This window comes from Streptomyces sp. ATCC 21386, from assembly GCF_018728545.1.
Taxonomy (GTDB): Bacteria; Actinomycetota; Actinomycetes; order Streptomycetales; family Streptomycetaceae; genus Streptomyces.
In genome coordinates this window covers 728,326-754,217 of the sequence record NZ_JAAVVL010000001.1, presented here as the reverse complement: position 1 = coordinate 754,217, position 25,892 = coordinate 728,326, and the positions used below count along the sequence as shown (strand labels likewise).

Sequence of the window (25,892 nt, the reverse complement as noted above, 5' to 3'; positions counted from 1 at the left end):
TTATGGTCGACCCATGTGCGCACACGTCTTGATCGCCGAAGACGACAAGAAACAGGCCGAGGTGATCCGCCAGTATCTGGAGCACGCCGGTCACACGGCCACCGAGGTCCATGACGGGTTCGCCACGCTCGACGAAGTCCGCCGTCGGCCGCCTGACCTGCTGGTCCTGGACGTGATGCTGCCGCTCCTCGACGGACTGCAGGTCTGTCGCATTCTCCGGTACGAGACGGATCTTCCGGTGCTGATGCTGACCGCCCGCTCCACCGAGGAGGACCTCCTGCGCGGCCTCGATCTCGGTGCCGACGACTACATGACCAAGCCGTACAGTCCCCGCGAGCTGATGGCCCGGATCCGGACCCTGTTACGCAGACCCCGCCAGGCCACGTCGGCGGACCGACACATCCTGAGCGTCGGCCCGCTGACCGTGGACCCGGTCCGCCACGAGGTCTTCATGGCAGGGCAGCCGGTTGTCTGCACCCCCGGCGAGTTCGCTCTCATGGCCGTGATGGCCGGTCAGCCCGGCCGGGTGTTCCGGCGGGAGCAACTCCTGGAAATGACCCGAGGCTCCGACCGCTACATCAGCGGCCGCATCATCGATGTGCATGTGGGAAACCTCCGCAAGAAGATCGAACCGGTTCCGCGGAGGCCGGTCCACCTGCTGACCGTCTTCGGCGTCGGATACAAGCTGACGGACGGCCGGACGCGCCACGCGGAGAGCGGCGGCCGTGTCTCGCCGTAAGGGGCCACGGCTCCCCCGCCGCGGGGTGCCGCTGCGCAAGAGCGTGCTCGCACGGCTGATGGCCACCTCGGTGCTGGTCGCCGTGTGTTCCATCGGCGCCACCGCCTGGCTGGCGGTGCAGACCACCACCCGGGCGATCCAGCAGGAACAGGGCCAGGTCCTTGCCGACGACGCCAGTGTGTACGACCGACTGCTGGGATACGCGGCCGTTCACCGCGACTGGGACGGGGTGGAGCCACTTGTCCGCGACCTGGCGGAGCGGACCGGACGCCGTGTCGTCCTGACCTCACTGAACCGTGGCCCGATAGCGGACTCCGCCGCCTCCGCCGCACCACCGCCCTCGACGGCCTCCGCGGTCATCGACCCGCTGCGCACGGGCCAGGGGCTGCTGCACGGCAGCGTCGCCCCGGTCGGCGGCGACGGTATCGATCCCCGTGCCACGGGCCCCTATCAGCTGCCCGGAGCGGAGCGCTCCACACTGCGCCGGCAGGCGGACAAACAGATCCGTTGCCTGCGCGACCGGGGGATCAACGCGCAACGCGTCGACAGCCCAAGTGGTCGTCCGGCCGTCAGGTTCAACCTCGCCGCACTCGCCGGGTCCGACGCGTGCTACCTCCCGCTCGAACAGCCCACCGCCACCGAACGCGAACCCCTCGCCCGCCTCAACACCATGACCGCTGCCTGCCTGGCCGCCCGGCACCCTGACCTGCCGCTGCCTCCCCAGCACGCGGTCAGGGTCGAGCCGGGTTTCTCCTTGACCACGAAACTGCCGGACAGGTACACCGACGCCACAGAAGACTGCGTCGCCGAAAGCCGCCGCGCGCAGCTGCGCGCCTACGTGGCACCGGCCGCTCTGCTGTACCTCTCCACTCCCGGCGGCTCCGACGCACCGCTGTTCGACCTCTCCGCGCGAAACCGCACCCGCATCATCGGCGTCACCGGCCTGGTACTGGTACTCACCGTCGCGGTGACCGCTGTGATCGCCTCCCGGCTCGTACGCCCGCTGCGGGCGCTGACGGACGCCGCGCGCAACCCGAGCGGACCGCACCGGCAGGTGCCGGTGAGCACGAAGGACGAGGTCGGCTACCTCGCGCAGGCGTTCAACGAGATGTCCGAACGCCGGGAGCGCCTTGAGGAGCAGCGCAAGGTCATGGTCAGCGATGTCGCCCACGAACTGCGCACCCCACTCACCAACATCCGCAACGGGCTGGAGGCCACCGAGGACGGCATCGCCACGCTGAACCCGGCTCTGGTCTCCTCCCTGTTGGAGGAGGCACTGCTGCTGCAGCACATCATCGACGACCTCCAGGACCTGGCGGCGGCCGACGCCGGCAAGCTGAGCATCCGTCCCGAAGCCGTACGGCTCGGCGACATTCTGCATCACGTGGCCGCCGCGCACCGGGTCGCGTCGGACGCCGCGGGAATCCGGCTGACGGTCGGCGGCGACGACGGCGTCCAGCTCATCGCCGACCCCGCGCGACTGCGCCAGGCCGTCGGCAACCTGGTGTCCAACGCTGTACGCCACACAGGGCGGGGCGGCAGCGTCACCATCTCGTCGTACGTGGACGGTGAGGATGTCGTCGTCGAGGTGGCCGACACCGGCACCGGCATCGACGCCGACGACCTGCCCATGCTCTTCGAGCGGTTCTGGCGTGCCGAGAAGTCACGCGGCCGCCACGCGGGAGGCAGCGGCCTGGGGCTTGCCATCGTCCTCCAGCTCGTACGCGCCCATGGCGGAACGGCCGACGTCACCAGCACACCCGGAGCCGGATCCGTCTTCACCCTGCGGCTGCCTCGATCGGGCGCGGGCGCGGCGGGCAGACAGGCTGACCGTGCCCGGAATCCTTCACGCGTCCACCGTCGTCGATGAGCAGAACCAGCCGCCCGTCGCGGAGGCGACGGAGAACTCGGGCAGCCGCCCGTCGGGCCGGCAGCCAGCACCTGAGAACCAGAACTACCCAACGGAGTCCTGCTAGAGCCGTGCTCTCCTGAAGGTGGCGCCGAGGACTCCGCCCACGCCGCTGCCGAGCGCCACTCCCATCGCCAGGTTGTCGAAGACCGCCACTCCCAGCGCGGTCCCGACGGCGATGCCGATCAACATGCCCACGGCAAGCCCGAGACCTAGATACGACGCCCCGTCGCCCGCGTCGCGCCCACTGCCCTCATCGATCTCACCGTTCACCATTCAATCATTCTGTCGAACCGATCAGCGAGGGCAAGAGCTGTGCCACGGCCGCCCTCAGGAGGGAACCTCCTCCAGCGGCTCCAGCACCGAGTAGTCCCCGAAGCTCCGGCGGTAGCGCAGGTGCCGGGTCTCCTGTGTGTGCCTGCGCTGCCACTCCTCCACGGCCGCCGGATCACTGTGCACGCCCGACTCCGCGCCGCACTCCGTCTCGTCTCCCGACACACACCGCGCCTCGTACTCCGGCTCCGCCGTCGCGTCCTGCGCGATGACGTAGGGCACGTAGCGGAAGACACGGCGGCTACGGGGGCGGGGGGCAGCGGTGTGCTCCCGTCGCTGATGGTGACGGAGCAGCACGTTCGCGTCCGTCTCCGCGCTCCGGTCGTACCGGGCCCGCGCCTCGTCCCGCCGTACGGCCAGCTCCGCGCACGCCGCACATCCGTTCACCGGAACGGGGGGCGGACCCAAGGGCTCAAGTTGACGCAACGTCACACCCTCCTCTTCGTACGGCGGTTGGCGGCCCTGACCTGCGCCCCGAGCCGCTCCGCCGGAGTCGCCGGCCGCAACGTCGCCGGATCCGCCTCCCACTCCCGGCCGCCGCCCACCGGACGCAGCAACGCGTACGGCCCGACCCTGTCCCGGTACTCCCCCACGCGCCGCGTCCGCGGATCGTAGACAAGCTGCCCCTCTGGTTCCACGCGCACTCCACAGCCCTGTTCGTCACTCTGGGTGTATCCAGCGTCGCCCACGGGAACGGTCGATATCAACGCGGGACGTGTGGCACTGGACCATTGCCACACCGCACGAGGGGGTCGTCATGACGAGGCGGAACGCGGACGGGGCGGTCGGCGCCGGGAGTGCGGTGCTGTTCGGCGAGGTGCTGCGGCACTACCGCGAGGGCGCGCTGCTGACCCAGGAGGCGCTGGCTCGGCAGATCCCGTGCGACCGGTCGCAGGTGGCGAAGATCGAGTCGGGCACGAGGGTCCCGAGCGACCAGTTCGCGAAGCGGTGCGACGAAGTGTTGGGCACGGGTGGGGTGTTGGCGCGGATGTGGGCCAAGGTGGACTGGTATCCGCAGGTGGAGCATCCGGACTGGTTCAAGCGCCGGGCCGAGATGGACACTCAGGTCGTCGATCTGCGGGCGTACCACGAGCGAGTCGTCCCGGGCCTGTTGCAGACCGTGGACTACATGGAAGCGCTGTTCAGCCGCCGCCGCAGGAGTGCCGAGGAGGTGGAGGAGCGGGTACGAGCGCGGCTGAGTCGGCAGCAGCGCTTCCTGGAACCCGACGGCCCCTTCTACGCCGTGGTGCTCGACGAGAGCTGTCTGCGCAACCTCGTCGGCAGCCCATCGGTCATGCGGGGCCAGTGCGCGCATCTACTGAGCGTCGCTGAGCAAGCCAACATCCACATCCAGGTGGCCCCGGCCGCCCTCCCCGGGCTCATCCGCCCCAGCGGCTCGATGTCGCTGATCACGCTGCCGGACGGGCACAAGTGGGTCTACTCGGAGACCTTGGATCGCGGCTACTTCAGCGACGATCCGGCCGTCTTCGTACGACATAGCCAGACCTATGATGTGCTCAGGGCCGACGCTCCGTCAGCTCGCGAGTCCGTCGCGCTGATCAGCGAAGTGATGGAGGGGTACGGGGATCATGGACGAGTACCAGCTGAGCACGGCGACCTGGATCAAGAGCAGCTACAGCGACGACAACGGCGGCGACTGCGTCGAAGTGGCCCCCGATATCCCCGCCGTCGTCCCCGTTCGTGACAGCAAGAACCCGAACGGCCCCATCCTGGTCATCAACCGTCCCGCCTGGCTCTCCTTCATAGCCGCCGTTCGGTCGGAGTCGTAAGCGAACGGGCAGCCTTCGCCGTACTCCGAAACAACTGCCCCTCCCTCCACAGCTGTTGATAACACCAGCAGCTATGACTACGGCAACCATCCAGCCCCACGCCCTCCTCGACATACCCCAGGCGTTCCACCCCCCGCAGGGCCCCCCGTTCGTGGTGCTGGCGGGAGCCCGCGGCCTCGGCAGGAGCACCGTGCTGCGGGAGTTGCGCGCGGCCTACCGGGGGCGCAGCCCCGTCGCGTTGATCGACGGGGAGGAGACCCGGTTCGACCGACCGCCCCCGGGCCGGCCCCCGGCGTCGTGGTCACCGGCGTACGAGGCGCTGACGGTGGTCGCCGAGCAGCTGGCGGAGCCACTGGGCGGGGCCGGACGGATCACGTTCCCCCGGCTGGCGTGCGGGCTGCTCGCCGTCGCGGCCGGCGGGTGGGGGGATCGCGGGCTGTCGCGGGTCTGCGCGGAGGCGGAGCGGGCCCTGTTGCTGAGCGACACGGGTGGGTGGCTGGCGGGGCGGTGGGTCGGGAGGACCGTGGCCCGGCTGGTGTCGTCGCTGTCGGACCAGGGACCGGTGGTCGAGGCGATCGTCGAGGCCGCGCTGGAGGCGTTCAGCGAGGGGATGTCGTCCTCGCACCGACGGCTGCGCCGGGGGGCCGTCTGGTACCGCGACCATCCGCACGCGGCCGGGAACCCCAAGCTGGGCATGGTCCTGCTCTCCCGGCACTTCCACGCGGGCGGCGACGCCCGGACCCACGCCGAGCACCATCTCGTACGGGCGCTGCTGGCGGACCTCGACGACGCGTACGCGGGAGTCGCGGGGGTCGTACCGCGCACGCAGCGGGCCGGGCGGCCGGTGGTGCTGCTGGACAACGTGCAGGAGGCGGCGGGGCGGCGGCTGATGGAATCCGTGCTGCGGGCACGGGCGGACGGCCGGGCGGACCAGGTGGCGTTCTTCGCGGGGCTGCGGGGGCAGGGCCACCCCGCCCTGCGGAACGCGGCCCGCCGCACGCTCGCGGAGGCGACCCGGGGGACCGACTGGGCACCGGGCGGTACGCCGTCGTCGCACGCGCTGCTGGTGTCGCTGCCGCCGCTCTCCCCCGACGACACCCGGCAGGCCGTGGAAGCGGCCTGTCCCGGGCTGTCGGTCCCGCCCGCACTGCCCGTCGCCGTTCACCGGCTGACCGGCGGCAACCCCCTCGGCACGGCGCTCCTCGCCGCGTCGGCCGGCCGGAACCTCCCGCGAGGGCTCGGCACACCGGCCGACCTGCTGCTGGCGGAGGACGCCGGACGCCGCGCCTACGCGACCGTGCTGGACCGCCTCCTCCCGGACGAGGACCACCTCGACGAGCTGGCCGTCCTGTCCCTCGCCCACGACCACGCCTCTGCGGTCGTCCTGGCCGAGTCGCACCTGCCGGTCGGCTTCGGCGAGTCGGGCGTACGGGCCCTGTCGAGCCGGTTGGCGGCACAGGGCCATGCCCCCGCCCCGGACCACTTCGTGAGCGACCCCTTCCTCCGGGCCCTGCTCCTGCTGCACCTGCGCCACGGGCACACCGCCGGCTCGGCGCAGGGCCGGGCGGCCCGCCCGGCTTGGCGGGAAGCCCACCGCACCCTGGCGGCCCACTACGGCGACGCCCACCCCCTGCACCGCGCGCACCACGAACTCGCGCTCGGCAACCCGGACTTCGCGGTGGACCACCTCCACGACACGTACGAGTCCGTCGAACCCCGGGCCTGGCTCGCCGCCCTCACCTTCATCGCCTCGGCCCCGCACCACACCCCCGACGACACCCGCGTCCCCACCGCCCTCGACGCGACCGGTACGGCCCCCGACCTCCGGCTGCGCGTACGCCGCGTGCTCCACGCGGCCCGCCGGACGACGGATCCGTTCTCCCCACCAGCCCCCGAGGCATCCGCACACCTCCGCCGAGCCGTGGCATCCCTCCTGCCGGAAGCGGCCCCGTAGACGGCGGGGGCCAGGGGGCCGGCACTTCCCCCTGGCCCCGACGGGCTCAGCGCTTGAGCGTGAAGGTGAAGTCGTCGGAGAGCTTGCCGTTCAGCCGGACCGCCGAGACGACCTTCCCCTCCGCGACCAGCCTCTCGACCTCGGCCCGCGCCAGACCGCACCCCTCGGCGATCAGCCGCACCGGCCGGACCGGGATCGGCGCCGCGAAACGGACCGAGACGTCGATCACCTCACTGTGGAGGTGATCCGCTTCGCCGGTGTCGAGGCGCCAGGCGCCCGCCCAGTCGAGGGCGATGCGATTACGGCGCCGCAGAACCGGATCAAGGAGGAGTTCGGCCGCCAGACCGGGGTCGTTGTCGTGCAGTCGGTCCAGCAGCTCCGGTCGTACGGAGCGCACGTTCGTCCGCTCCAGAACCGTGAGCTTGGCCGTCTCCCCGCACCCGGTACAGAGCACGAGGAGCCAGACATCGATGAGCTTGTGATGGGCGTTGACACGGAACTTGCCGTTCGCGCGGAAACGCTCGGACGCGCAGGTGTGGCAACGGCGGAGAACGAGAGGCAGGCAGGTGGGCATGACCACCCAGTCATGGAGCACAGAAGTACACCGGTTTCAGTGAGAAGTCCGCAGCAGGAAGCAGCACGGCACGCAGAGCGCGACGCGCGACAGATCAGCTCTCGGGGGGTCTCACACGGTGTACAACGGCACGTCCTCGCCTCGACGACTCGGGTCGCAGGCACGGTAACGGCGTACGGCGGCGCGGCTCCACCGGTTTTCCCGGCGCCACGCCGCCGATCACGGTTCCCGCTAGGGTCGTTCGCTGACCCGGTCGACCACCGCGCGTTCCAGGATCGCCACCGACGAGACGAGGTCACCCGCTTCGAGGGTGTCGCAGGAATCGGCCGGAGGGTCGAGCTTGACGGTGTCCGCGGCGAGGAAGGCCAACGTCCGCGTGTCGAAGAGGAGTTCGTGCCGGGTGGGCCCGTGGCCCCGGTCTTCGGGCCAGTCGCCGTCAAGGCCGACGGAGACCCCCGTACGGCCCGCCGCGTCGACGGACCCCTCGTACACGGTCAGTCCCGGGATCCGCGCGACGGCCCGGTACAGCGCGGCCTCGGTCTTCGGCGGCAGCAACTGCTCGGCGAGCAGCGTGGACGCCTTCTCGAAGGCCTTCCGGTCGGCCGACTTCGCGCCGGACGCCCGCTCGTCTCCCTTCAATCCGTAGAGGTAGCGGTACATACCGTCGGCGTCGGCCGGCAGTTCGTCCTCGACCTCCCGGAAGAAGTTGACGCCTTTCTCGGCGGGCTGCCTGGGAACGGGCCACTCCTCCACCTCGCCGTCCACCCCACGCCCCCGGTACAGCCCGGTGTGCTCCCCGTCCACCGACGACCAGAACTCGCGCACGCCGTAGGGGTACGCCTCCAGGGTCATGGGGCAGGGCATGTCGTTCTTCTCGGAATCCATCTTCCAGTGGTAGTCGTCCCGTTCGGTGTAGACGAACTGGTCGTCCCTCACCCTGGGGGAGCTCCGCTTCCCGGCCGCCTCCGCGACCCGCTCCAGCAGTTCGGCCGCGCTCCGGTCGCTGCGCGTCGCCTCGCCCGCACGCCGGTCGCCGGAGCCGTCCGCATGGGTCGTCAGCGGCACGGCCACCTGCTGGGTCACCGCGGCGCCCACCACGATCGCGGCGGTCAACGCGGCGGCCACGGCGGGCCCCACGAAGGCGGGCCGCCGCCAGAGCGGCCGTACGACCGGGGTCTCGCCGCTGTTCTCGATCTCACGCATCAGCTGCTCCCTGAGGACACGGTGACGGCCCGGAGGAAGGTCCCGCTCGACGGCGGCCGGGACGCCGGCACCGGCCGGCTCGTCCCGGGGGGACGGGTTGTCGTTCACGGGTTCCCCTCCTGGATGGGCCCGGCCACGGAGGTGTGGCCGCCTCTTGTCTGTCCGCGACGGGCACCGGGTTCCCGGGCACCCCGCTCCTCGGCCCTCAGCTTGTCGGCTCGCTCCTCCCCGGCTTCCAACTGCGCGGCGAGCTTGGCCCGCGCGCGGGAGAGGCGGGAGCGCACGGTGCCGACGGGGATGCCGAGCGCCTCCGCCGCGGCCGCGTAGTCGAGGCCACCCCACGCGCACAGCGCGAGCACCTCGCGCTCGGGCCGCCGCAGCCGGTCCACCGCCGTGCGCACGGCCCGCAGGTACGCCTGGTCGTCGAGGTTGCCGACGACCTCGTCGGCGAAGTCCCGCACGGACTCGGGCCTCGGCAACCGCGCGACGGCGGCGGCATGGCGCCGGCCGGCCCGCCGGGTGTTGCGGGCCACGTTGGTGGCGATGCCGAGCAGCCAGGGGCGCGGTGAACCGCCCTCCGCGTCCAGCCGTCCCCGTAGCCGCCACGCCTCCAGGAAGGTCAGCGACACGACGTCCTCGGCCGTCGACCAGTCCCCCGTCAGCCGGAAGGCATGGTTGTAGACGGACCGCGCGTACGCGTCGAAGACCTCCCCGAACGCCGCCGTGTCCCCGTCCCTGATCCGCGCGCGCAACACGCGCCGGTCCCCCGTGTCCCCGTTATTCGTCTCCACGTCCTTCCTCTGTCCATACAGCGAAGGCCAGTTCCCGTGACCCATGTCACAAGGGAACCGGCCTTCGGCGTACGGAGGTTGTACGGGAGGCGGGAGTCGGGACCGTCAGACTCCGACGGACCGCAGTACGGCCAGGCTCACATCCGCGTAGGAGTGCTTGCCGGAGACGAGGATGTTCACGCCGTAGTAGTTCCACAGCCAGCAGACGAACGCGGCGAGCGCGATGTACGCGGCCTTGCGGCCCTTCCAGCCGGCCGTGGCGCGGGCATGCAGATAGGCGGCGTAGAACACCCAGGTGATGAACGACCAGGTCTCCTTGGGGTCCCAGCCCCAGTAGCGGCCCCACGCGTCGCCCGCCCAGATGGCGCCCGCGATGATCGTGAACGTCCACAGCGGGAAGACGGCGGCGTTGACGCGGTACGAGAACTTGTCGAGCGAGGCCGAGGCGGGCAGCCGCTCCATGACCGAGCTCGCGAACCGGCCCGGCCGGCCGCCGCTCGCGAGCTTGCTCTCGTAGGAGTCCTTGAACAGGTACAGGATCGTGCCGACCGCGCCGACGTAGAACACGGCGCCGCAGAAGATCGCCGTCGAGACGTGGATGTACAGCCAGTACGAGTGCAGGGCGGGAACCAACTGGTCGCTGGCGGTGTACAAGACAGTGACGGCGAGACCGAGATCGAGGAGGACGGTCGTGATGAGCGGCAGCCCGAGCCAGCGGACGTTCTTCCTCAGCGCGAGCAGCGAGAGGTACACGCCGACGGCCACGGTGGAGAAGGTGATGTTGAACTCGTACATGTTGCCCCACGGCGCCCGCTGCACCGAGAGCGCCCGCGCGAGCACCCCGCCGAACTCGACGAGGAACGCGACCACGGTGAGGGACACGGCGATACGGCCGTAGAGGTCGCCCTGCTCGTCCCCGCCGTGGGCACCGGGCCCGTCCGGCACGTCCCGGGAGCCGGTGGCGGCCCGCACGACCACCTTCGGCCGCTCCAGCACGGAGGTCCCGCCGGCCGACTTCACCGTCACCGCGGGCGCGTCCGCCTTCTTGGCGGCGGCACCGCCCCCGGCGGTCAGCGCGGCGGCCGTACGGCCCACCTTGCTCCGGCTCCCGAAGAGCCACTCGGCGATGTAGGCGAAGAAGGCCAGGGTGTACACGGCCATCGCGGAGTAGATCAGCGTGTTGCTGATGCTCGCGAGGTTTTCGTTGGTGGCGGCGGCGAGAATCACTGCTCTGCCCCTTCGGACGGTACGGCTGGGGGTTGGGGGGTGTCAGGGCCCGCGCTGTCTGCGGGCAATCGTGCCGCTGGGGCGATGGGGGTCCCCCCGCTCGAGCGAAGTCGAGAGTGGGGGAGGGTGGGCGCGGCGGCACCCGGCGAGCGCCGGTCAGCGTCACCGCCGTCGGCCTCGGCGGCAACGGACGGCTCACCATCGGAACCACGCTCAGCGACAGTAGGAGCCTCGTCATGCACCACTGCGGCCAAGTCACCCAGCTCCTCCGGCACCTTCGCCGACTCACTGCGCCCGAGCCCCGCCATCTCCACGACCGTGACCCCGTCGGCCCCGGTCACCGCCCGCACCCACACCCGGCGGCGCTGCACGAAGAGGGACGCGGCGAGCCCCAGGATGGCGGTGATCGCTCCGGCGAGGGCCCACCCGCTGCCGGGCTGCTGGGTGACCTGGAAGCCGGCCCACTCCTTCACCCCGTCGAAGGTGACCGTGCCGTTCCCCCCGGGCAGCGTCATGGTCTCGCCGGGCTTCAGGTTCTCCCGCACCTGCGCGCCCTTGTCGTCCTCGTACGCCTTCAGCTTCCGCTTCTCCAGGCGGTACACGCTCTGCGGCACACCCGAGTCGACCCCGAGGTCACCGTGGTAGGGCTCCAGGTTGAGCACGGGGTTCAGCAGCGCGGGGAACTGGGAGACCACGGCCGTGTTCTTGCCGCCGTACGACGGCAGGAAGAACGCCTGGAAGCCGAGCTGTTCCCGCTTGCCCTGGGCATTGGTGTAGCCGTCCATGACCTTGATCGCGCCGGAGGAGGTCACGTTGGAGTCCAGCGGCAACAGCGGCGCGGCGTCGCTGAAGACGACCTTGCCCTTGCCGTCCCGCACGGTGATCACGGGGGCGTATCCGTGGCTGACCAGGTAGACCTTGGAGTCGCCGATCTCCAGCGGCTTGTTGACCTCGATCTTGGTCGACTTCTCCTTGCCGTCCGCGCCGACCGCGTAGTCGATGTACGCCTCGTAGATCCGGGGGGTGCCCTTGTTCGGCCCGCTCACCTCGTAGGTGCCCCGGAAGTTCTTGAGGTCGAAGCTGAAGGGGTTGAGGTCCTCGGCGGTGAAGAGGCTGCCGGACTTGAAGTCGTCGTACTGGGTGAGGACGTTGGAGAAGCCGTCGCCCTCGACGATCAGCTTGTTGCCCTCGGAGCGGTAGAGCTGGCCCCAGGCGAAGGCGACGAGCATCACGATCAGGGCGATGTGGAAGGCGAGGTTGCCCGCCTCCCGCAGATAGCCCTTCTCGGCGGCGACCGCGTCCCCGGCGAGGTGTGCGCGGAACCGGCGCTTCTGCAGCGCCTTCAGCGCGGCCTCGCGCACCTGCTCGGGCGTCGCCTCGGTGCGCCAGGTGGCGTAGGCGGGCAGCCGGGTCAGCCGCCTGGGCGCACCCGGGGGGCGGCCGCGCAGCTGGCCCACGAACTGCCAGGTGCGGGGCACGATGCAGCCGATGAGAGAGATGAACAGCAGGATGTAGATCGCCGAGAACCACACCGAGCTGTAGACGTGGAACAGCCCGAGCTTCTCGTAGATCGGCCCCAGGGTGTCGTGCCGCTCCATGAAGTCGGCGACCCGGGTCTCGTCCTGTCCCGACTGCGGGATCAGCGAGCCGGGGATCGCCGCGAGCGACAGCATGAACAGCAGGATCAGCGCGACCCGCATCGAGGTCAGCTGCCGCCAGAACCAGCGGGCCCACCCGATCGCCCCCAGCGCGGGCAGGTTCGGCGCGTCCTCCTGCGGAGCGGTGGACAGCTGCGAGCCGGCGGCACCGAGGTCGTTGTCTTCGGGGGCTCCGCCACCGCGACGGGCGGTGTTCTCGCGGTTGCCGGAGTCGGTCGTCGTCATGGCTCAGATCCCAGGGGTGAAGCCGGAGGACCAGACCTGCATCTCCTGAATGATGCGGTCCCAGGCGCCGGTCAGCATGAGCAGTCCGATCGTGATCATCATGCCGCCGCCGATGCGCAGCACCCACGCGTAGTGCCGCTTGACCCAGGCGAAGGCGCCGAGCGCCTTGCGGAAGGCCACCGCGGCGAGCACGAAGGGCAGGCCCAGCCCCAGACAGTACGCCACCATCAGCAGCGCTCCCCGCCCGGCGCTGGCCTGTTCGAGGGCGAGCGCGTTGACCGAGGTGAGGGTCGGGCCGATGCAGGGCACCCAGCCGATGCCGAAGAGCGCGCCCAGTATCGGGGCGCCCACGAGCCCGGTGGCCGGCTTGGTGTGGAAGCGGAACTCGCGCTGCGTGAACCAGGGCATCAGCCCCATGAAGAACAGGCCCATGGCGATCATGAGCACGCCGAGCACCTTGGTGAGGATGTCCTGGTGCTCCAGCAGGGTCCGGCCGAAGTAGCCGAAGAGCGCGCCGCCGGAGACGAACACGAAGGTGAACCCGAGCACGAACAGCCCGGCTCCGGCCACCATCCGGCCGCGGCGGGCGTCGACCAGGTCGGTGCCGCCGACTCCGGTGACGTACGACAGATAGCCGGGCACCAGCGGCAGGACACAGGGGGAGAAGAAGGAGACGAGTCCGCCGAGGACCGCGATCGGCAGGGCCAGCAGCAGGGCCCCGTTGAAGACGGTCTCGTTCAGCTCGGCGGCGGTCGTGGTGAGCGCGGCCGTTCCCGATACCGTCACGTCACTTCTCCGCGAGGATCGGGTCGAGCATCTTGCGCAGCTTCTCCTCGCTCAGCGCCTGCTGGGTGCGCGCCGCGAGCTTTCCGTCCCGGTCGATGACCAGGGTGGAGGGGATCAGCTGCGGGTTGAGCGAGCCCTTCTCGAAGCGCAGCAGCAGCTTGCCCGTGGGGTCGTACAGGCTCGGGTACTCGACCTCGTACTGCTTCTCGAAGGCGATCGCGGGCCGGGTGCTGGTGTCGCGGGTGTTGATGCCGACGAACTGCACCCCCTGGTCCGCGAGGTCCTCGGAGACCTTGGCCAGGTTGGGGGCCTCGGCGCGGCAGGGCGCACACCAGGAGCCCCACACGTTCAAAACGATGATCTTGCCCTGGTAGGCGGAGAGGTCGAGCTGCTTGCCGTCGATGGTCTTCCCGGAGAGGTCGGGCGCGGTGTCCCGGTCCCCCTTCTCCACCGTGGCGATCCCGTCGGAGCCGGTGATGAAGCCGGTCTGACCGCCACCGCCCTCGATGCCCCCGCCCGCGCAGGCGGACAGCGTCAGCGCCAGGGCGGCGGCCCCGGCTGAGAGCAAAGCGGCACGGCTGCGGCTCGTACGGACACTCATGTGAAAAGTTTCGCATGCCCGTTTCGGGGGCTTACGGCGGGGTCGAAGGCCCCCTTCTCCGCAGGTCAGGCGGCCGATCCGGCTCCCAGGAACTCCTTCCACCCACCGGTCGGCCGCTGGCCCACGCCGAGGGTCTGGAGCTTGGCGAGCACGTCCGGGGTCTGCGCGTCCATCCAGTCCACGAACTGCCGGAAGGACACGATCCGTATCTCGCCGTCCTTGGCCTTCTCCTTGGCCCGCGCGATGTGCTTGAGGGCCTCCTCGACGGCGTCCATGTACACCCCGCCGTTCCACTCCTCGAAGTGGTTCCCTATGAACAGCGGCGCCCGGTTCGTCTCGTACGCCCGCTGGAACCCGGCGACGTACGCGCCAGTGGCCTGGGTGCGGTAGGCCGGGTAGTTGGCGGGTGGGGCCTGAGTGGAGTTCTGGGACTGGTTGTACATGATGTTGTAGTCCATGGAGAGCACCTCGAAGCTCCGCCCGGGGAACGGCACGGACTGCAGGGGCAGGTCCCACAGGCCCTGCTTCTTCTTCGGCCAGACCTGGAGGCCGCCGGGCGAGGAGGAGTCGTAGCGCCAGCCCAGCTCGCGCGCGGTGGGCAGCAGGTTCTCCTGCCCCAGCAGACACGGCGTCCGGCCGCCGACCAGCTCCTTGTCGTAGTCGAACGGCAGGGGCTCGACGTCCGTCCAGCCGCTGTTGGTCCGCCACTCCTTGACGAAGGACTTCGCCTGCTCGATCTCGCTGCGCCACTGCTTCGGCGTCCAGTTGCCGACCGAGCCGTTGCCGCCGCAGAAATGGCCGTTGAAATGGGTGCCTATCTCGTGCCCGTCGAGCCACGCCGTACGCAGGTGTCCCAGCGTCGACTTGATGTGATCGTCCGTCAGATAACCGATGTCGGAGGCGCCGGGCGCGTTGTTCGGCGGAAGGTACACGCGCTTCTTCGATTCCGGCAGGAGATAGATCCCGGAGAGGAAGAACGTCATATGGGCGTCGTGGTCCCGCCCGGCTTTCAGGAACCGCTCGAAAAGCCCGTTACCGACGTCTCCGGCCCCGTCCCAGGAGAACACCACGAACTGCGGCGGCGTCTCGCCGGGCGCCAGCGGCCGCGGCTTCCCCGGCTGGTTCGGCTGCTTGCCGGTGTACGAGGTCGACCCGTCACCCAGCGGCTTCGCCGTCTTCCCCGGCTTCTTCTTCCCCGGGCCCTTGCCGCCGTCACCGGCCCCGCCGGCCTCGGTCGGCTTGCCCCCGAACCCCGTACCGCATCCGGTCAGTCCCAGTCCGGCGACCGCTCCCGCGCCGACACCGAGCATCCCCCTTCGCGAAATCTCGCGCATTTGGTCCCCCTTGGTCAGTTCACGCACCAGTTCGCGTGAAGCACACCGTCTGAGAGGGCCGAAAGGACGCGACGGTTCCTCTTGATCTCCGGGAAACTCAGATTCCTCGGGGACACGGGGAACTGCGCGTCAAGCCACGTCGGACCCGCAGTTCCCCAACCACCTTATGCACCAAAGGCTTTGTCCTTGCCCTTTACCGGCTTTGCGCCCGCCAGCAGATGCGGCGGCACCAGATCCCGCGCCGGCTCGCTGTACCCCACGGAAACGATCCTGTCGCCCTGGTACGTGAACGTGGTCAGCGACGCGAGCGTGCACTGCCGCCGGCGCGGATCGTGCCACAGCCGCCGCTTCTCGACGTACGACCGCACGATCCAGATCGGCAGCTGGTGCGAGACCAGCACGGCCTCGTGCCCGCGCGCCGCGTCCTTCGCCGCGTCGAGCGCCCCCATCATCCGCACGACCTGGTCGACGTACGGCTCGCCCCACGACGGCTTGAACGGGTTGACCAGGTGCTTCCAGTTCTCCGGCCGCTTCAGCGCGCCGTCGCCGACCCCGAAGGTCTTGCCCTGGAAGACGTTGTCCGCCTCGATGAGCCGCCCGTCGGTGGCGAGGTCGAGCCCGTGCGCCTTGGCGATCGGCGTCGCCGTCTCCTGCGCCCGCTCCAGCGGGGAGGCGACGACGTGCGTGACGTCCCGGGGCGCCAGGTGCTCGGCGACCCGGTCGGCCATGCGCCGCCCGAGGTCGGAGAGGTGGTACCCGCCCAGACGCCCGTAGAGGATCCCCTCCGGGTTGGCGACCTCGCCGTGCCGCATCAGGTGGACGACCGTGATGTCACTCATGCTGCCGAAGCCTCCGCTGCTGCCCGCGCCGCCGCCGGAAGAGCGTCGGCGATCCGCTGAACCGCACGCTCGTCGTGCGCGGTCGAGACGAACCACGACTCGAACGACGACGGCGGCAAGTAGACGCCCTGCGCCAGCATCGAGTGGAAGAAGGCGTTGAAGCGGTACGACTCCTGCGCCCTGGCCTCCTCGTAGTTCCGCACAGGCGTCTCCGTGAAGAACACGGAGAACATGTTGGAGGCGTTCTGCAGCGTGTGCGCGACGCCCTCCTTGCTGAGCGCGTCCGTGACGAGCCCCTGGATCTGCCGGGACACGGCGTCGACGACGTCGTACGCCGCCTCGTCCAGCAGCCGCAGCTGCGCGAGCCCGGCGGCCGTCGCGACCGGGTTCCCGGAGAGCGTGCCGGCCTGGTAGACGGGCCCGGCGGGCGCGAGGCGGGCCATCACGTCGGCGCGCCCCCCGAAGGCCGCGGCGGGGAAGCCGCCGCCCATCACCTTGCCGAAGGTCATCAGGTCCGGGACGACCCCGTCGATGCCGAACCACCCGGCCCGGCTGGTCCGGAAGCCGGTCATCACCTCGTCGGAGATGTAGAGGGCGCCGTGCTCCGCGCAGGCGTCCTTGAGGCCCTGGTTGAAGCCCGGCAGCGGCGGGACGACGCCCATGTTGCCCGGGGACGCCTCGGTGATCACACAGGCGATCTCGCCGGGGTGGGCGGCGAAGGCGGCGCGCACGGCGTCGAGGTCGTTGTAGGGCAGCACGATCGTGTCGCCGGCCTGGGCGCCGGTGACGCCCGGGGTGTCGGGGAGCGCGAAGGTGGCGAGGCCGGACCCGGCGGCGGCGAGCAGCGAGTCGACGTGACCGTGGTAACACCCGGCGAACTTCACCACCTTGGCGCGGCCGGTGAAACCGCGGGCGAGCCGGATCGCCGACATGGTGGCCTCGGTCCCGCTGGACACCAGCCGCACCTGCTCCAACGGCCCGACCCGGTCGACCATCTCCTCGGCCAGCGCGACCTCGCCCTCGCCGGGCGTCCCGAAGGAGGTGCCGCGCGCGACGGCCTCCTGGACGGCGGCGACGACCTCGGGCCGGGAGTGCCCGAGGATCATCGGACCCCATGAGCACACAAGATCTACGTACTCGCGGCCGTCGGCGTCGGTGAGATAGGGACCGGTACCGGACACCATGAACCGGGGCGTACCGCCCACGGCGCGGAAGGCGCGCACGGGAGAGTTCACGCCGCCGGGCGTGACGGCCGCCGCGCGCTCGAAAAGAGTCTGCGAAAGCGGGGCTTCATAGCTATAGGGCAGTTCGGGCATGACCTGCGGTTTCTCATCGAGGCGGACGGCTGACGTCACCAGGGTAGGCCAGTGTCGCCCAGCTCTGGCGAGCCACGGGCATGCGAAAACCCCGCCCACCCCAGGTCGACGACGTGGGACAGAGGGCTCTCGCCTCCGCCCTTCCCCTGCGGCGGGGGTTGAGAGGAGGGGGATGCGGTACAGGCGCACGTAGGCGACGTCGGTAGGCCTTGCCGTGTTCACGGCCGCAGAATCGGCCCACTCGCCCCGCTCCCGGCTTCTGTGGCAGCTCTGCGCCACAGCGTCCACATGTGACGGCCGGCCTTGACTGGGGCGTTCGGGGACGCAGTGCCCGACGACACAGACCGCTCAGAGGTCCTCCGGCGCTTTGTGGCCCACTACTGCCGCCGCCGCCAGGGGCGAAGCTACCGGAGCGGCCTCCAGCCGACCCGCGGAGTACACCGTCGCAGACATGACGAGAGCCCCGCCGGATGTCCGACGGGGGCTCTCTCAGTAGGCAGAAGGACTACACGGCCACGCCCTCGTTCGCGCGCGACGACGCCATTTGCACCGTGACGCGGTCCTCGATCTTGCAGACAGGCGCGAAGCCTCCACGCGACTCAGCCTTGCGGACGGTGATCCGGTCGACGAAGAGTTCAACCAACATGCGCCGGTCCTCGACGGACGCCTTCCCCCACCACGACGTCGGCCCGACCGGGTCACCGTCCTCCGACGCGGTCCACTGCTCGATGGGAAGCGGCGGAAGATCGGGAGTGCCCACTTCCTTGATCTTCTCGTCGATTGCGGCCAGACGGGCTTCGAGCGACTGCTTGTCGGCCAGGAACTGACGGCGCCCGATCTCGCCGTCATAGACGCCGATCCTCAAGTCGCTGTAGAGCTGCTCGACAGACCGCACGATCTGCGCGCGCTCGCCGAGCAGTGACGCACGCTCGCTTCGCGCCCGCGGGTTCTCCGTCATCCGGGCAAGCCTGGACATCGCTTCGACGATGGTGTCCGTCGTCTCCGGGTCATCCTCGTGGGCGTTGCTGATGACGGCCATGATGCGGGCACCGACGTACGCGTCCATGTCCTTCTGTTGGATCGTGGATCCGCCCTCGTGCGTCCCTTCCTCCACCATTCCCGCCGGCCGACTGCACTTGTAGACGTCGCGAGAACCGGTCTTTGGTCGGCCGCACTCACAGTAGAAACGGTTCATGCCCGTAAGGAGGTACTTACGGGGCGTGCCGCCTTTGCTGCCCCTACCGCGCCCGGCGAGCCAGTCCTGAAGCTCGAAGAACTTCGCGGGCGAGATCAGCCCCTCCCCCACCGAGATCGGCTCTTCGCCCTCGCCCCGAAGGATGCGGTACTCCTTGACGTTCCGAGTTGGGTTTCCGCCCTTGTCCACCGCGTAGACAGGCTCAGCCGCCATTCCCGCCATTCGGGGATCCGTCAGAAGCCGTTTCACCGCTCGCTCACGCCACGCACCGCCGTTCTGTGCGGGGATTCGCTCGGAATTCAGCCATGCCACGATGGACCCTACCGAAGCCGGGTGAGCGTTCTTCTTTCCCGTCCATGGCTTGTCCTTGAACTCGAAGATCCGGTCAACCATCTTCATGTATGTGCCAGCCTGATCAGTCCCGTCTTCCTGCACGGCTGCGGGGCGCAGACGGCGAATAGTGACAGGCACGAGCTTCCCGTCGATCTCCTGCACCACGACTTCTGGATAGGACTCAAGGCCGTACGGAACCGCGCCTCCAGTCCATCCACCGAGCGCCTTCGCCCCTTGCTTCACGCCACGAATGGCCTGGCTTTTCATCCTGCTGTCCGAATGGGACGCGTCCAGACGCATGATCAGCATGATCAGTTCCATGGTGTTGTCCGGCGAGAACGAGCCCTCCGACACCGACGTGATGGTGACGCCGAGACTGAACAGTTCCAGGACGATTGGAATTGCGTCCTTCGGCTCCCGGCGGGAGAACCGCGTCACATTGAAGACGATGATCTCGTGAACAAGTCCGTCACGGCAGTCATTGAGCAGCCGCTCGAACGCTTTACGCTTGGCGTTCGGATCGTATCCCGACACGCCAATATCCCGGTAATTCCCTTTGAAGGAGCAGCCTCGTTCTTGTGCTTTTTTCCTGGCCGCCTCGTCTTGAGTTTGCGGACTTGCTTCCGACTTGTCCGCTTTGGCTTTCGACTGGCGGGTATATCCTGCCGCTACCCGGAGCACGGTTGCGACGTGCTCCGGGGCCCAGGCCCCCGCCGTTGCAGTTGGGCTCACGGAATCAAGGTACCCTAATTACATGAAGCTGGGGCTTCGTACGGATAGCTCACACAGGCCATGGTGTCAGAGGCTCCGAAGATCCTGCCGACTGGTGTTTGCGCGCACGTTTCGGCGAGCGGTCGCGGGGGAGGTCACTGACACGATGATCGGGTTGCGCGGCGGGGGTCACGCGGCCCAGAAATGCGTTCGGGTGGAGATATGCATCGCGGTGGCGGACTGGGCGAGGGGACCGGTGACCTCGGTCCTCGTCGTGCCCGGCGGGGCAGGCACCGGCGCGAGGCGGAGGAGGCCGCGGAGACACGGCAGGAGCGGGGCGGGTCGACCGACCGGAGTGCGCCGGGCGAGGTGAGCGGGGCTGCCGGGCCGGGTCCGCAGTCGTCGTCGCCAGGGCCGCAGAGCGGTCCGCCGGCCCGGCCGGTGGGACCGCCGACGCCGCCCGTGCCGCCCCTTCCCTCGGTACCGCCGCCGCCCGCGGGGTCACCGGGGTCACAGCCCCCGTACGCACCGCAGGGGCAGCCGGGCGTGTACGGTCCGCAGGGTGCACACGGCACACACGACTCACTCGATCCGCACGCCGCGCGTGACGCACGCGACACACGCGGTTCGCAGGACCAGCGGCAGGAGACTCCGCCGACTCCGCCCCGCTCGCGTCGCCGACGCGGTGCGCAGGGCGAGGCCGACCGTTCCCAGACCGGCACCGGGCAGACCGGCACGGGTGGAATTCCGACCGGTTCCGACCGGGCCGAGGGTGGATCCGACCGCTCCGCGCAGGGACCAGACCGGTCCACGGGCGGACTCGGCCGCGCCGAGGGCGCTTCCGACCGGATCCAGGGCGGTGGCACTGAGCGGATCGGGCGGCGCAGCCGTATGGACGGTATGGACCGTATGGATCGCGCCGATCATGTGGATCGTGTCAATCGTGTGGACGGAATGGATCAGACGGACCGGATGGACCGGCCTGACCTGGTGGATCGCAGGACGCGTGCGGAACGCAGGAGCCGCGCGGACCGCAAGGACCGTACGGACCGCATCGAGAGCGCGGACCGCACGGACCGGGTGGACGGCCTGGACCATGTGGTGGGCCGGCTCCGGGCGGGGAGCGGGAATGGTGGTCGGGTGGGGGTGACCTACAAATACTTCGGCGCGCCCGACGGCGCGACCGCGGCCCGCGTCCCGATCTCGATGCGCCCCGAGGAACTCGGCGGCGACGAACTCGGCATGAACGGCATGTTCACCAAGATCAAGCCGGAGACGATGGCCGCGATGGTGCTGACCGGCATCGAGGGCGTCCCCCTCCACAAGGTGCCCCCGCTCGAACTGGTCGTCCTGCACCCCGACTACGCGGTCGTGAAGCTCCCCATGACCGTCGTCGACCCGCTGCGCGGCATCGGCGAGGAGGCGGTGGGCGCGGCCGCGTTCATCTGGTCGACGGTCCCGGACCGCGGCGGGCCGCGTGACGCGTTCAACGTCTACCAACTGCTCCACGAGTGGCAGGACTTCTCGCATCGGCTGCATGAGGCTGGGCATCAGCCTTATTGCCTCGTGTGGCCCTGAGCTGGGGTTTTGTAGGAGTCGGGCGGGGTCTTCGGGCCTCGCCCTTTTTCTTGGGTATCCGTACGAGCGCGATACCCAGCAACGCTCTAATGCCGGCCTCAGGTTGGCCGGGGACGATGAGCGGCAAAAACATCGACGGGGAGGGGCGGGCCGGCGTGCGGATCATGATCGCGGATGATGAAGCGGCCATCCGGGATTCGCTGGAGCGGGTGCTCCAGGTCGAGGGTTACGACACCAGCACCGTCGCCAACGGTCTCGCCGTGCTCGACGAGGTCGGTGGGGCTGACGGCGACACGCTGGATCTGCTGATCCTCGACGTGATGATGCCCCGCCTCGGCGGGTTGGAGACCTGCCGACGGTTGCGGGCCTCGGGTCGGGATCTGCCGGTGCTGATGCTGACCGCCCGTGACCAGGTCTCCGACCGGGTCACGGGACTGGACGCGGGCGCCGACGACTACCTGCCCAAGCCGTTCGCCACCGAGGAGTTACTGGCCCGGGTGCGGGCCCTGCTGCGCCGGCGCACGCCGACCGACGAGGAGTCGCAGATCCTGTCGTTCGCCGACGTCCGGCTCGATCCCGACAGGTTCGAGGCGTGGCGGGGCGGGCGGCCGCTGCGTCTGACCCGGACCGAGTTCTCCCTCCTGCAGGTCCTCATGAGCAACGCGACCCGGGTCCTGACCCGCGACGCGCTGTTCGAGGCGATCTGGGGCTTCGACATGAGCGCCACCGCCAACAACCTCCAGGTGTACGTGAGCTACCTGCGCCGCAAGACGGAGGCAGAGGGTGAGCCTCGATTGATCTACACGCTGCGCGGCCTGGGTTACGTGCTGCGGGAGACTCCTCCGTGAGCAGGCCCGCCGGCCGGGAACCGCACGGGCCGACCCGATGGTGGCGCCGGCGGTCCCTGCGGACCAGGCTGACGGTGATCGCGGCGACGGCCATCGCGGTCAGCGTGTTCGTGGCCTTCCAGGTGGCCAGCGAGCTGATGGACCGGGAGCTGCGGGACACCGTCGCGAACCAGCTGCGGGCCGACGCCCGCGTCGTGGCGACGAACGCGCAGCGCGCCGGGCTGGCGCAGGTCCGGTTACCGCCGTATCCCGGATCCGGTCGGCTGGTGCGGGTCGTCCTGCCCGACGGCTCGACCCGGACGCCGGCCGGCCAACCCGTGCTGCCCCCCGTCAGCGAGCACGCCGGGCGCGTGGCGCAGGGCGCGTCGGCCGACCTGATGGAGTCGAACGACAGCGACGAGGAGGGCTACCTCGTCTACACACTGCGGGCGGGCGACGGCGCGGTCCAGGTGGCCCAGGTCGCCGACGACAGCCCGATCAACCAGTTCGGGTTCGGCATGCTGCTGATCGGGCTGCTCTGCGTGGTCGGCGGCACCCTCGTCGGGCGGACCGTGGCGCGGACCGGGCTGGCACCGATCGACCGGCTGACCGCCGCCGCGGTACGTGTCGCGCACACCCGGGATCTCGACGCCGACATCCCGGACGAGGGCGGTGGGGAGATCCGGCGGCTGATCCAGTCGATCAACGACATGCTCGCCGCACTCCGGGACTCCCGGCGGGCCCAGCGACTGCTCGCCGAGGACGCCGCCCACGAGCTCAAGACCCCGCTCACCAGTCTGCGTCTCAACGTCGAACTGCTGATCCGGCTCGATCGACGCGGCACCCTGGACAGCGCGCTGCCGGCGGAGAGCCGGACCCGGCTGCTCAGTGATCTCGGCGCCCAGGTGGCCGAGTTGAGCACCCTTGCCGCCGAGCTGACCGACCTGGCGCGTGGTGACGTCAGCGACGAGAACACCGAGCTGCTCGACCTCGGTGACGTGGTGGTGGCCGCCGCGACCCGGGCACGTTCCCGCGTGCCCGACATCGAGGTCGCGCTAGACGTGACGTCCGTGTGGGTGAGCGGGCGTCCCGCCGCGCTCCAGCGGGCGGTGCTCAACCTCATCGACAACGCCGGCAAGTGGTCCCCCGCGGATCAGCCGGTCCAGGTCCGGCTCCGTGCCGAGGGCGCGTCGGCGGTGCTCGAGGTCGACGACGCCGGGCCGGGCATCGACGCCGCCGACGTACCGCGGGTGTTCGACCGGTTCTACCGTGCCGACAGCGCCCGCGCGTTGCCGGGATCCGGTCTGGGGCTGTCGATCGTGCAGCGGGTCGTCGACGCCCACGGCGGCCGGGCCACCGTCGCCCGCTCCGCACGCGGCGGCGCGCTGCTTCGGGTCGACCTTCCGGCCGCGGCCCCGCCCGCCCCGATCGCCCGGTTCACCGCCGGGGATGACACCGCGGCGTCCTGACCCGCCCCGGCGGCGCGGCGCAGGACACGGGACGGCAGGACCAAGGGGCGGCGGCCGTCGGACCCAGGAAGAAAAGGGGTCCGGGACGGGCCTGGGCCCGCCCCGGATCTCGTCCGTGTCGCCGCGCTCACCGTTGCAGCGCGGGCTCCTCGTCAGCGGCGAGCGGCTGTTGACCGTCCGGCAGCTCCGCCGCCGGCCGGGCCAGCCGGCTCGGCCACCACATCCGCCGGCCGATCAGCAAGGTGAGGGCGGGCACCAGGACCGACCGCACCAGCAGGGCGTCCAGCAGCACGCCGAAGGCCACCAGGAACCCGACCTCGATCAGCATCACCAGCGGAAGTGTGACGAGGACCGCGAACGTGGCCGCCAGGACCAGGCCTGCCGAGGTGATGACGCCACCGGTGGCCGAGAGGGCTTTGAGCATGCCCTCTCGGGTGCCGAGACGCACCGTCTCCTCCCGGGCCCGGCTGGCCAGGAAGATGTTGTAGTCGACGCCGAGCGCCACCAGGAACAGGAATGCCAGCAGCGGCACCGAGTGGTCGACACCCTTGAACCCGAGGATCGTGTCGAAGACGAACACGCTGCCGCCGAAGGCCGCGGCGAACGAGACGATCACGGTGGCCATCAGGACCAGCGGGGCCAGGATCGCGCGCAGCAGCAGCCCGAGGACGATCAGGACGACCGCGAGCACCAACGGGATCACCAGCTTCTCGTCGCGGCTGGTGGTCACCTCGGTGTCGAGGTTCTCCGCACTCGGCCCGCCGACGATCGCCTCCGCCCCGCTCACCGCGTGCACGGCGGTGCGCACCCGCAGAATCGTGTCGTACTCCGCGACGGTGTCCGGCGCGTCCTTCGGGAACACGGAGATGTTGGCCCAGCCACCGCTGGTCTGCTCCGGGACGGCCAGGGCCACACCGCGAGTGTCCTTGACGACGTCGAGCACCCGCTCCTGGTGCGCCGGGCGCGTGAAGACCGTCATCGGCTGGCCGCCGAGCTCCGGGAAGTGCTCGCGCAGAACGGTGAAGCCGGTGACCGACTCCGGCGCGGACAGGAACTGGTCCTGCTCCCGCAGGGCGCCGGTGTTGCCCGCCAGCCCGATGGCGAGGACGCCGAGGACTCCGAGCGAGCCGAGCGTCGCCACCCACCGGCGGCGGCTGATGGCGGTGCCGAGCCGTCCCCACAGCCCCGGCTTCTCCTCCACGGCCGTGCTGAACCGCGGGACGACCGGCCAGAAGATCCGCCGGCCGAGCACCACGAGCACCGCCGGGAACAGCGTCAGCATGGCCACCAGCGCGCACAGGATGCCGGCCGCACCGATCGGGCCCAGCCCGCTGGTGCTGTTCAGGTCCGCGACGAGCAGGCAGAGCAGGCCGGCGACCACGGTGGCGGCGGACGCGACGATGGCCGGCGCCGCGCCGCGCAGCGCGTGGACCATCGCGACCCGGACGTTCTCATGGTGGTGCAGTGCCTCCCGGTATCGAGCGATGAGCAGCAGCGCGTAGTCCGTGCCGACGCCGAACACCAGGATCGTCAGCAGCGCCGAGTTCTGGTCGTTGACCACGATGCCGAAGCCTTTGACGAGCAGGTAGACGGTTCCCATCGAGGTCAGTGCGGCCGCGCCGACGGCCACCAGCGGGATGATCCACAACACCGGGCTGCGGTAGGTGAGGATGAGCAGGAGCGTGACGACGACGATGGTGGTGAGGAGGACCTGCACGTCGATGCCGTCGAAGACGGCGTCCATGTCGCCGTCGATCGCACCCGGCCCGGTCACGTCGAGTTCCAGGCCGGAGGGGCGGTCCTTCGCGGCGTCACGTAAGGGGCCGACGATGTCCTCCGGTGCGCCGTAGGCGGTGCTCACCTGGAGGGTGAACATCATCGCCTCGCCGTTGGTGGAGGGGCTCGTCGGTGAGCCCTCGTCGTCCTCGCCGGCCGCCGCCGTCGCCTTCGGCGGGTACCGCTCGGCAAGGGTGTCGTAGTGGCGCTCGACCGTCGCGCGGTCGGCGTCGGTCATGCCGCCGGCGCGGTGGTACACGAAGACGAACGTGTTGTCGTCACCGTCGGGGAGACTGTCTTCCAGCACCGCCACCTTGGTGGACTCGGCACTGGCCGGCAGGGTGTCCACGGCGCTGTCGGTGGTGACCGAGCTCAGCTTTCCGCTCAGCGGCACCATGCCCGCCGCCAGCACCAGCCACAGCCCGATCACCAACCACGGCACCCACCGGCCTGCCAACCGACCGGCCGGCGCTTGCCCGGACGGCGCTGCGTCGACTGCCATCACTGGCCTCCTCCATAGGGTTGCATCGCTTATCTGGATGCCTAGTTCCTACGGAGCGAACCTGAGACGACCGTTAATGCGGTGCTCAGGCCGGTTGGCCGAACCGTGTGCGGGAGCCTCGTCTGCCGGGGATGCCGGGAAACCGCTGTGACGGCAGAGACGTCCTTCGGGTCGGACAGAGATCAGGAATCAGAGATCACGACGACGACCGATACGGAGACG

23 protein-coding genes are annotated in these 25,892 nt (G+C 70.1%); 9 read left to right on the top strand and 14 right to left on the bottom strand.

Annotated features, from left to right (window positions below):
• Window positions 1–13 precede the first annotated feature (13 nt).
• Both GWK25_RS03270 and GWK25_RS03265 read left to right on the top strand, forming a co-directional pair.
• On the top strand, window positions 14–739 hold the full coding sequence (locus tag GWK25_RS03270; RefSeq protein ID WP_215448413.1) for a response regulator transcription factor: 726 nt from the start codon (window positions 14–16) through the stop codon (window positions 737–739).
• A 58-nt stretch (window positions 740–797) separates the two neighbouring features.
• A complete protein-coding gene (locus GWK25_RS03265) occupies window positions 798–2,609 on the top strand; it encodes a HAMP domain-containing sensor histidine kinase (RefSeq protein WP_215457171.1) in 1,812 nt (603 codons plus the stop codon).
• Window positions 2,610–2,711: 102 nt separating this feature from the next.
• On the opposite strand, the gene GWK25_RS03260 is transcribed toward GWK25_RS03265, so the two are convergent.
• Window positions 2,712–2,924, bottom strand: a complete 213-nt coding sequence (locus tag GWK25_RS03260; RefSeq protein WP_215448412.1) for a hypothetical protein — start codon at window positions 2,922–2,924, stop codon at window positions 2,712–2,714.
• A gap of 54 nt (window positions 2,925–2,978) precedes the next feature.
• Window positions 2,979–3,368 (bottom strand): hypothetical protein, encoded by a 390-nt coding sequence (locus GWK25_RS03255; RefSeq protein ID WP_308404165.1) that lies wholly within the window; start codon window positions 3,366–3,368, stop codon window positions 2,979–2,981.
• A gap of 30 nt (window positions 3,369–3,398) precedes the next feature.
• On the opposite strand from GWK25_RS03255, the gene GWK25_RS03250 reads away from it, so the two are divergent.
• The 4 genes from GWK25_RS03250 to GWK25_RS03240 all read left to right on the top strand — a co-directional run bounded on the left by GWK25_RS03250 (window position 3,399) and on the right by GWK25_RS03240 (window position 6,725).
• Window positions 3,399–3,596 (top strand): hypothetical protein, encoded by a 198-nt coding sequence (locus GWK25_RS03250; protein WP_215448410.1) that lies wholly within the window; start codon window positions 3,399–3,401, stop codon window positions 3,594–3,596.
• Between the two features lie 142 nt (window positions 3,597–3,738).
• Complete coding sequence (locus GWK25_RS03245) at window positions 3,739–4,686, top strand: helix-turn-helix transcriptional regulator (RefSeq protein ID WP_215448409.1); 948 nt, start codon at window positions 3,739–3,741, stop codon at window positions 4,684–4,686.
• Window positions 4,649–4,771: a DUF397 domain-containing protein gene (locus GWK25_RS43195; RefSeq protein ID WP_308010940.1), complete on the top strand. Its 123-nt coding sequence runs from the start codon at window positions 4,649–4,651 to the stop codon at window positions 4,769–4,771. The genes GWK25_RS03245 and GWK25_RS43195 overlap by 38 nt, the downstream gene beginning before the upstream one ends.
• A 73-nt stretch (window positions 4,772–4,844) precedes the next feature.
• Complete coding sequence (locus GWK25_RS03240) at window positions 4,845–6,725, top strand: hypothetical protein (protein WP_215448408.1); 1,881 nt, start codon at window positions 4,845–4,847, stop codon at window positions 6,723–6,725.
• A 46-nt stretch (window positions 6,726–6,771) separates the two neighbouring features.
• Here the strand turns inward: GWK25_RS03240 and GWK25_RS03235 are convergent, their stop codons facing one another.
• From GWK25_RS03235 to GWK25_RS44460, 11 genes are all read right to left on the bottom strand, one after another.
• Entirely contained in the window at window positions 6,772–7,320 is a 549-nt protein-coding gene (locus tag GWK25_RS03235; RefSeq protein WP_215448407.1) for a DUF1062 domain-containing protein, read from the bottom strand.
• A 210-nt stretch (window positions 7,321–7,530) separates the two neighbouring features.
• Complete coding sequence (locus tag GWK25_RS03230) at window positions 7,531–8,610, bottom strand: CU044_5270 family protein (protein WP_215448406.1); 1,080 nt, start codon at window positions 8,608–8,610, stop codon at window positions 7,531–7,533.
• Entirely contained in the window at window positions 8,607–9,293 is a 687-nt protein-coding gene (locus GWK25_RS03225) for an RNA polymerase sigma factor (protein WP_308010941.1), read from the bottom strand. Before GWK25_RS03225 ends, GWK25_RS03230 begins: the two co-directional genes overlap by 4 nt.
• A 105-nt stretch (window positions 9,294–9,398) precedes the next feature.
• Window positions 9,399–10,520 (bottom strand): c-type cytochrome biogenesis protein CcsB, encoded by a 1,122-nt coding sequence (gene ccsB, locus GWK25_RS03220; protein WP_215448404.1) that lies wholly within the window; start codon window positions 10,518–10,520, stop codon window positions 9,399–9,401.
• Window positions 10,517–12,403, bottom strand: a complete 1,887-nt coding sequence (locus GWK25_RS03215) for a cytochrome c biogenesis protein ResB (RefSeq protein ID WP_215448403.1) — start codon at window positions 12,401–12,403, stop codon at window positions 10,517–10,519. Before GWK25_RS03215 ends, ccsB begins: the two co-directional genes overlap by 4 nt.
• A gap of 3 nt (window positions 12,404–12,406) precedes the next feature.
• Window positions 12,407–13,189, bottom strand: coding sequence for a cytochrome c biogenesis CcdA family protein (locus GWK25_RS03210; protein WP_215448402.1), 783 nt, complete (start codon window positions 13,187–13,189; stop codon window positions 12,407–12,409).
• Window position 13,190: 1 nt separating this feature from the next.
• Window positions 13,191–13,790 (bottom strand): TlpA disulfide reductase family protein, encoded by a 600-nt coding sequence (locus GWK25_RS03205; protein ID WP_215448401.1) that lies wholly within the window; start codon window positions 13,788–13,790, stop codon window positions 13,191–13,193.
• A 65-nt stretch (window positions 13,791–13,855) separates the two neighbouring features.
• Window positions 13,856–15,124 (bottom strand): hypothetical protein, encoded by a 1,269-nt coding sequence (locus GWK25_RS03200; RefSeq protein WP_215448400.1) that lies wholly within the window; start codon window positions 15,122–15,124, stop codon window positions 13,856–13,858.
• 164 nt (window positions 15,125–15,288) lie between these two features.
• A complete protein-coding gene (locus GWK25_RS03195) occupies window positions 15,289–15,963 on the bottom strand; it encodes a histidine phosphatase family protein (RefSeq protein WP_215448399.1) in 675 nt (224 codons plus the stop codon).
• Window positions 15,960–17,279, bottom strand: coding sequence for a glutamate-1-semialdehyde 2,1-aminomutase (hemL, locus tag GWK25_RS03190; RefSeq protein ID WP_215457170.1), 1,320 nt, complete (start codon window positions 17,277–17,279; stop codon window positions 15,960–15,962). The genes GWK25_RS03195 and hemL overlap by 4 nt, the downstream gene beginning before the upstream one ends.
• Window positions 17,280–17,784: 505 nt before the next feature.
• Window positions 17,785–19,539, bottom strand: coding sequence for a recombinase family protein (locus tag GWK25_RS44460; protein ID WP_308404164.1), 1,755 nt, complete (start codon window positions 19,537–19,539; stop codon window positions 17,785–17,787).
• Between the two features lie 1,119 nt (window positions 19,540–20,658).
• Here GWK25_RS44460 and GWK25_RS03180 point away from each other — a divergent pair.
• The 3 genes from GWK25_RS03180 (at window position 20,659) to GWK25_RS03170 (ending at window position 23,392) form a co-directional block, all read left to right on the top strand.
• Window positions 20,659–21,096: a hypothetical protein gene (locus GWK25_RS03180; RefSeq protein ID WP_003974483.1), complete on the top strand. Its 438-nt coding sequence runs from the start codon at window positions 20,659–20,661 to the stop codon at window positions 21,094–21,096.
• Between the two features lie 155 nt (window positions 21,097–21,251).
• Window positions 21,252–21,944 carry a response regulator transcription factor gene (locus GWK25_RS03175; RefSeq protein WP_308404468.1) on the top strand — a complete coding sequence of 231 codons (693 nt, stop codon included), beginning with the start codon at window positions 21,252–21,254 and terminating at the stop codon, window positions 21,942–21,944.
• The gene (locus GWK25_RS03170) at window positions 21,941–23,392 is read left to right on the top strand and encodes a HAMP domain-containing sensor histidine kinase (protein ID WP_215448397.1); all 1,452 of its coding nucleotides are present in this window, start codon (window positions 21,941–21,943) and stop codon (window positions 23,390–23,392) included. Before GWK25_RS03175 ends, GWK25_RS03170 begins: the two co-directional genes overlap by 4 nt.
• A gap of 127 nt (window positions 23,393–23,519) precedes the next feature.
• Here GWK25_RS03170 and GWK25_RS03165 read toward each other — a convergent pair whose 3' ends face one another.
• Window positions 23,520–25,670: an MMPL family transporter gene (locus tag GWK25_RS03165; RefSeq protein WP_215448396.1), complete on the bottom strand. Its 2,151-nt coding sequence runs from the start codon at window positions 25,668–25,670 to the stop codon at window positions 23,520–23,522.
• Window positions 25,671–25,892: the final 222 nt, after the last annotated feature.

Bases quoted from the DNA above. Each gene is read 5' to 3' on its own strand.
- GWK25_RS03200 (WP_215448400.1), bottom strand. From the start codon at position 15,124: ATGCGCGAGATTTCGCGAAGGGGGATGCTCGGTGTCGGCGCGGGAGCG.
- GWK25_RS03270 (WP_215448413.1), top strand. From the start codon at position 14: ATGTGCGCACACGTCTTGATCGCCGAAGACGACAAGAAACAGGCCGAG.
- GWK25_RS03215 (WP_215448403.1), bottom strand. From the start codon at position 12,403: ATGACGACGACCGACTCCGGCAACCGCGAGAACACCGCCCGTCGCGGT.
- GWK25_RS03205 (WP_215448401.1), bottom strand. From the start codon at position 13,790: ATGAGTGTCCGTACGAGCCGCAGCCGTGCCGCTTTGCTCTCAGCCGGG.
- GWK25_RS03195 (WP_215448399.1), bottom strand. From the start codon at position 15,963: ATGAGTGACATCACGGTCGTCCACCTGATGCGGCACGGCGAGGTCGCC.
- GWK25_RS03260 (WP_215448412.1), bottom strand. From the start codon at position 2,924: ATGGTGAACGGTGAGATCGATGAGGGCAGTGGGCGCGACGCGGGCGAC.
- GWK25_RS03240 (WP_215448408.1), top strand. From the start codon at position 4,845: ATGACTACGGCAACCATCCAGCCCCACGCCCTCCTCGACATACCCCAG.
- GWK25_RS03165 (WP_215448396.1), bottom strand. From the start codon at position 25,670: ATGGCAGTCGACGCAGCGCCGTCCGGGCAAGCGCCGGCCGGTCGGTTG.
- GWK25_RS03245 (WP_215448409.1), top strand. From the start codon at position 3,739: ATGACGAGGCGGAACGCGGACGGGGCGGTCGGCGCCGGGAGTGCGGTG.
- hemL (WP_215457170.1), bottom strand. From the start codon at position 17,279: ATGCCCGAACTGCCCTATAGCTATGAAGCCCCGCTTTCGCAGACTCTT.
- GWK25_RS03265 (WP_215457171.1), top strand. From the start codon at position 798: ATGGCCACCTCGGTGCTGGTCGCCGTGTGTTCCATCGGCGCCACCGCC.